The 6,747-nt window shown below is 59.5% G+C and carries 3 protein-coding genes; all 3 read right to left on the bottom strand.

The window, feature by feature from the left end:
• Positions 1 to 386: 386 nt before the first annotated feature.
• Positions 387 to 989, bottom strand: coding sequence for a phosphoribosylglycinamide synthetase (locus ACEYDX_RS04400; protein WP_373740817.1), 603 nt, complete (start codon positions 987 to 989; stop codon positions 387 to 389).
• A gap of 1,039 nt (positions 990 to 2,028) precedes the next feature.
• Positions 2,029 to 5,634 (bottom strand): bifunctional proline dehydrogenase/L-glutamate gamma-semialdehyde dehydrogenase PutA, encoded by a 3,606-nt coding sequence (gene putA / locus ACEYDX_RS04395; RefSeq protein ID WP_373740816.1) that lies wholly within the window; start codon positions 5,632 to 5,634, stop codon positions 2,029 to 2,031.
• Between the two features lie 694 nt (positions 5,635 to 6,328).
• Entirely contained in the window at positions 6,329 to 6,721 is a 393-nt protein-coding gene (locus ACEYDX_RS04390; RefSeq protein WP_373740815.1) for an META domain-containing protein, read from the bottom strand.
• Positions 6,722 to 6,747 lie beyond the last annotated feature (26 nt).

The following is a 6,747-nucleotide window of genomic DNA, read 5'->3' as shown; positions in this document are numbered from 1 at the left end:
CGGGAACAGGGTTTTCGGGGTCATGTCGGGTTTTTCCGTTGGTCGGTTGGAAAAGGCGGTTCGCGGGGCGGGTATGAAGCCTGACGAAACCGTGCCGGTACCGCCGGGTGATGCCCGCCTGCCGGCGGATACGGCCGGAACCGCAAGCGTCGGGAACACGGTTTCCGGTATTGCGGTACCGGCCTTTCGATGGTGCTCCGTTGCCGCTTCGGAAAGAGGACTGGAAACGTTTAGTCCGTCTGAAAATGCGGCAAAGCCTGTAAAAACCTACCGCCGCCGTCGGGCATCAATGCCGGGCTAAGCCTTTCTGCATCGGCCTGCGCGTAAGATCCGAAACACCGCGATGCGCGGATGGACGCTTGCCGTGTTTTCAGACGGCCTCTGCATCAGCGGGTAACGGGGATGCTGTCGAACGAGCCGACTTCGGGCAGGTCGATGCTGATGGTTTGTGTATTGGCGGGCGGCGCGGGGTATTTCAGGGTAACGGTAGTCATTCTGCTGCCGCCGCTCATGAACAGTTCCTTACCGTCGTTGCTTGTCGGGGAAGCGGAAAATTTGCCGCTTTCGTCTTGCAGCAGGCCGACTTTCTGTGCCGAGGTTTCGTCGATATATGACAAATCGGCCAATCTGGCATTGTAAGTGCTGAGATATTCATAATCGCCACTGGGCTTGCGTTCCGGTTCGAATACAAATTCCACGGTCAGAATCGGGCCGACCACTTTGGCTTTGGTCAGGTGCACGGTAGAGTTGTTGTAAGGCTTGCTCTGGATGGCCTGGATTTTAGAGCCTTGGGCCGGTTGCGCGGGGGCTTCCTTACGCATCAAATCCTCACCCGATGTGGCATTGCCCGACTGCTGGTTGGCAGCAGGTTGGGCGGGCGCAGACTGGTTCTGCTCCGCCGCCTGCTGCGCCGGCGCTTCTTCTTTTTGGCAGGCACCCAAACCGAGCAGGGCGGTGCAAATCAGTGTAAACGTAATCGAAGGTTTCATGGTTTTCCTTTGCTGGCAATGATTAAAACAGGTTTAACCCTAACTTAGATTAACAATTACGGTTAAAGTTTTCATGCCGTCTGAAAATAAATTTTCGAATGGCTTTGGTTTGGTAAAAGTCGGCAATAACACAGCCGCAGAAGTTTGCAGATCATTCGCAAAAGGCCGTCTGAAGAGTTTTCAGACGGTATCGGGCTTTGTTATGCCGATGGTTTTATTACAATTTCGTCTCCCCGTCATTCCCGTGCAGGCGGGAATCCGGAACTGAATGTTCAGAAATGGTTGTTTTTTCAATGGATGCCGGAACTCCAATTCTCTGGATTCCCGTCTGCGCGGGAATGACGGTTGATTCAGCATTAAATTTGCCGACGAGCATCACATTTTAAAGTCCCGTAGGTATGGTTAGCCTGCCCGTCGGGCGTAACTGTACGCAGAGGGATAGCGGATGCCTTCTGAAAACAGGTTTGCGGTTGGGGAATGTTTGTGTTTGTACGGTCACACCGTCTTTGGACGGCTAACCGTACCTACGGGGTTGTCGGGGATGGCAAAGGCCGTCTGAAAGTTTTCAGACGGCCTTTCATTTTCCTGAATCTATCTTAACCGCTATCTTAATTATTTCCGCGCGGGTGAGCATCCGGAGCGGAATGTGCGGAAACGGTTGTTTTACAAAGGATGCTGAAATTCAAACCACTGGATTCCCGCCTGCGCGGGAATGACGGCTGATTCAGCATTAAATTTGCCGACGAGCATCACATTTTAAAGTCCCGTAGGTATGTGGTTAGCCTGCCCGTCGGGCGTAGCCGTACGCAGAGGGATAAGCGGATGCCGTCTGAAAACAGGTTTGCGGTTGGGAAATGTTTGCGTTTGTACGGTTACGCCGTCTTTGGACGGCTAACCGTACCTACGGGGTTGTCGGGGATGGCAAAGGCCGTCTGAAATTTTTCAGACGGCCTTTGTCTGGCAGTTGCGGCGGGTTGCAAATCTGATCTTATCTATGACGAGGCAATGGGGAGCGTTGTCTGCTTGTCTCGTCGGCGGGCTACAAATCCGACACCGCCATCAAACTTGCATTCCCGCCTGCTGCGGTGGTGTTGGTGCTGCACGAAACTTCTTCGAACACCTGCATGATGTCCAAGCCGTTTTCGGACGGTAGGATTTTGATGAGGGCGCCGTCTTGTTGGGCGAGCGATTGGCGGTATTCGTCGGTTAGCGGGGTGAGGGCGGCGACGTGGCGGATGCCGGCGGTTTCGGGGCGGCGGTGGATTTCGGCCAGGCCTTGCAGTGCGTCGGCGTGGGCGGCGAGCGGCGAATCGGGTTCGATGACGGCTTTGATGCCGGATGCGGCCAGTTCGATCAGGGCGGCGAAGGCCGTCTGAATGTCGCCGCCGTGCAGCCAGACGCGTTCGGGGGCGTGCCAGCTCAGGGCGTTGCGTTCGCCCGTAGGGCCGGGCAGCACGGTTTCGGCGTTGCGCAGGGTGCGGATGCGCGCCTGGCCGAGTTTGGCGGCCAGCGCCATGATGCTTTCCTGCGGCAGGGCGAGGCTTTGCAGCACGCTTTGGGCTTTGGCCAGCGCGGCTTCGTCGGCCTGGCCGATGCGGCTGAGCGTCGGCATTTTCCATTTGTCGAGACGGCACAGGCGTTGCAGGTAGAACGGGCCGCCTGCTTTGGGGCCGGTACCGGAGAGTCCGTGGCCGCCGAAGGGCTGGACGCCGACGACGGCGCCGACGATGTTGCGGTTCACGTAAACGTTGCCCGCTTCGATGCGGCTCTTGATGTGTTCCACCGTGCCGTCGATGCGGCTGTGGATGCCGTGGGTGAGGGCGTAGCCTTTGGCGTTGATTCGGTCGATGAGCGCGTCGAGGCTGTCCGAACGGTAGCGCACGACGTGCAGCACGGGGCCGAACACTTCGCGCTGCAAGTCGTCGAGGTTGTTCAGTTCGAACATGACCGGGGCGATGAATGTGCCGTTGCCCGCGTTTTCAGACAGGCCTGCTTCGTGGAACGATTTGGCCAGGCCTTTCATTTTTTCGATGTGCGCCGACAGGTTGCCCTGCGCTTCGGCGTCGATGACGGGGCCGACGTCGGTGGACAGATGCAGCGGGTTGCCCACGCGCAGTTCGTCCATCGCGCCTTTGATCATGGCGGTGAAATGGTCGGCGATGTCTTCCTGCAAACAGAGAATCCGCAGTGCGGAACAGCGCTGCCCCGCGCTGTCGAAGGCGGAATTGAGCACGTCGGCGACGACTTGCTCGGGCAGGGCGGTGGAATCCACAATCATCGCGTTCTGGCCGCCCGTTTCGGCGATGAGCACGGGATTGTCGGCGCGTTTGGCCAGCGTTTGGTTGATGAGGCGGGCGACTTCGGTCGAACCCGTGAAAATCACGCCGCCGATGCGCTCGTCGCCGGTGAGTGCCGCACCGATGTCGCCCGCGCCGAGCACGAGTTGCAGGTTTTCAGACGGCACGCCCGCGCGGTGCAGCAGGGTAACGGCGTAATGCGCAATCAGGCCGGTCTGTTCGGCGGGCTTGGCGACCACGCTGTTGCCCGCGGCCAGCGCGGCAACGACTTCGCCCACGAAAATCGCCAGCGGGAAATTCCACGGGCTGACGGCGGCCATCACGCCCGCACCCTGCGCGCCGGCGGGCAGCGTCTGCTCGGCTTCGTCGGCGTAGTAGCGGCAGAAATCGACCGCTTCGCGCACTTCGGCGATGGCGTTTTGCAGGGTTTTGCCCGCTTCGCGCACCGCCAGCATCATCAGCGCAGGCGTGTGCTCTTCCAGCAGATCGGCGAAACGGCGCAGGCAGGCGGCGCGTTCGGCAGCGGGTGTGGCGGCCCATTTCGGCTGCGCGGCCACGGCGGCGGCCACGGCTTCGCGCACCAATTCCGCATCGGCGAACGACACCGTACCGACAATATCGGCGTGGTCGGCGGGGTTTTTTACATCGGAGGCCGTCTGAACGGGGCGGCTTTCGCCGTTAATGATTGACGCGGCTTCAAACGTTTGCGCGGCGGCTTCGTTCATGCCTGTCTGAAGATGGTGCAGCACGTTTTCGTTGCTCAAATCCGTGCCCTGCGAATTCAGACGGCCTTCGCCGTAGAGGTTGCGCGGCAGCGGCAGCGCGCCGTGCAGGCGGATGCCCTGTTGGGCGACGGTGTCGAACGGGCTGCGGATCAGCTCGTCGATGCCGATTTTTTCGTCGACGATTTGGTTCACGAACGACGAGTTCGCGCCGTTTTCCAGCAGGCGGCGCACCAGATAGGCCAGCAGGGTTTCGTGCGTGCCGACGGGGGCGTAGATGCGCACGCGGCGGCCCAGGTTTTGCGCGCCGACCACTTGGTCGTACAGCGTTTCGCCCATGCCGTGCAGGCATTGGAATTCAAATTCCTTGCCTTCGCCCATCTGGTACACCGCCGTCAGCGTGTAGGCGTTGTGCGTGGCGAATTGGGGGAACACCGCGTCTTGCGCGTCCAGCAGTTTGCGCGCGCAGGCCAGGTAGGAAATGTCGGTGTGCACCTTGCGGGTGTACACGGGGTAGCCGTCCATACCGTCCACCTGCGCCCATTTGATTTCGCTGTCCCAATACGCGCCTTTCACCAAACGAATCATCAGCTTCTGATTGTTGCGCCGCGCCAAGTCCACCAAATAATCAATCACGAACGGGCAACGCTTCTGATAGGCCTGCACCACGAAACCGATGCCGTTAAAGCCCGCCAAATCGGGGTCGGACACCAGCTGTTCCATCAAATCCAGCGACAGCTCCAAGCGGTTGGCTTCTTCGGCATCGATATTCAGGCCGATGTTGTATTGTTTCGCCAAGAGAAAAAGTTCTTTCAGACGCGGCAGCAGCTCGTTCATCACACGTTCGTGCTGGGCGCGGAAATAGCGCGGATGGATGGCCGACAGTTTCACCGAAATGCCGTTGCCCTCGTACACGCCCGCGTTTTGCGCGTCTTTGCCGATGGCGTGGATGGCGTCCACATAATCCTGATAGTAGCGGTCGGCATCGGCCTGCGTCATCGCCGCCTCGCCCAGCATGTCGAACGAAAAACGGTAGCCCGATTTTTCGCGCTCCTTGCCGTTTTGCAGCGCCTCTTCGATGGTCTGCCCCGTAACGAACTGTTTGCCCAGCATCCGCATCGCGTAATCCACGCCCTTGCGGATAAGCGGCTCGCCGCCTTTGCCCAACACCCGCGTGAGGCTTGCGCCCAGCGTCTGCTCGCTGGTTTGCGCCGTCAGCTTGCCCGTAATCAGCAGTCCCCACGCCGCGGCGTTCACAAACAGGCTCGGGCTGTTGTTCAGATGGCTTTTCCAGTTGCCGTCCGAAAGTTTGTCGGCAATCAGCTTGTTGCGCGTGGCGTTATCGGGAATGCGCAGCAGGGCTTCGGCCAAACACATCAAGGCCACGCCCTCTTCGCTCGACAGTGAAAATTCGTGCATCAGCGCGTCCACCCCGCTCGATTTCGTGCGGTTTTCGCGCACCTGCGCCACCAGCCGCCGCGCCAAATCCGCCGCCGTTCGTTGTTCGGCATCGCTCATCTGCGCGCGCTGGAGCATATCCTGCACGGCCTCGGTTTCGTCGCGGCGGTAGGCATCGGTAACGGCCTGGCGCAAAGGGGTTTGGGCGGAATGGGCGAAGTGGAACATGGTGTTTCTCCTTGGTGTTGACGGCTGTTTTGATGGCGGAACCGCAAATGGGCAGGGCGGAACCGTGCCGCAGATTCGAATGCAATGCCGCCGTGTTTTCAGACAGGCATTCAGACGGCGTGCAGGCCGTCTGAAAACAGAACGGGACGGATGTTCCGCCCGCAGCGGCAGTGTACCAAAGCTCGGGGAAAGGCGGTAGGGATGCGCGGGGGAGGGCCGGCATTTATGCCCGGCAGAGGGTGCTGTTATTTGCAGACGGTGCTTCCGTTTGCAGGGCGGGTGTGAACCTGCCCTGCGGCTGAAACGTTTTTTCAGACAGGCGTTTGCGTTTTCAGACGGCATCGATTGGTGGGTTGACACCCGCCCTACGGCTTGAGTTTCAGACAGGCATTGGTTTTCAGACGGCCTGCACATGGCAATGCGGCTTGTGTGAATTTTTCGGACGGGCTGGACCTTTGCAAAACTCGGTTTAAATCTGAAAACCTATGCCCGTCATTCCCGCGCAGGCGGGAATCCAGAATTTTAATCTACTGTAATTTCTAAATATTTCTGAAACCGATAAGTCTGGATTCCCGCTTGCGCGGGAATGACGGATTAAAGGTTTCCGAATATTTGCGAGTTTTGCAAAGGTGTTGGGCTTTGTCAGACTTCATTCGCCGCGGTTCGGATGCCGTCTGGAAATGCCTGCCGCGGGTTACGGGGCGGTTTTTTGGGCTTTGAGTACGGTTTTGCCGTTTCCGTCGAGCCATTCCATCTGTGTGCCGCTGATGCGGTAGGTGCGGGCTTGGCCGACGGCTGCGCCGAGGCGGGCGTCGGTGTCTGTCTGCTGTTTGTCGGGGCAGGCCATCAGGGTGCTGGCGGCGTCGGAAAAGGTCAGGCGGGCGCTGCTGGTGCGGTATTGGCCGACCAGGTTGTTGCAGCCGCCGGAGGCGGTGAAGCGGCCGTCGGCGCGCAGTTCGAGTTTGACCTGCGGGGGCAGGGCGGCGGTGTCGGCTTCCTGCACCTGCCATGTGCCGACGAGGTTTTCGGGCGGCGTGGCGGCGCAGGCGGCAAGGAGGAGGACGGACAGGAGGGCGGGGGCTTTCATGGTTTTTCCTTTCGGTTGTCGGGTTG

The sequence above is a fragment of the Neisseria sp. genome (assembly GCF_041804105.1).
Taxonomy (GTDB): Bacteria; Pseudomonadota; Gammaproteobacteria; order Burkholderiales; family Neisseriaceae; genus Neisseria.
Note: the sequence above shows the minus strand (reverse complement) of the source record. Positions and strands in the feature narration are given on the sequence as shown.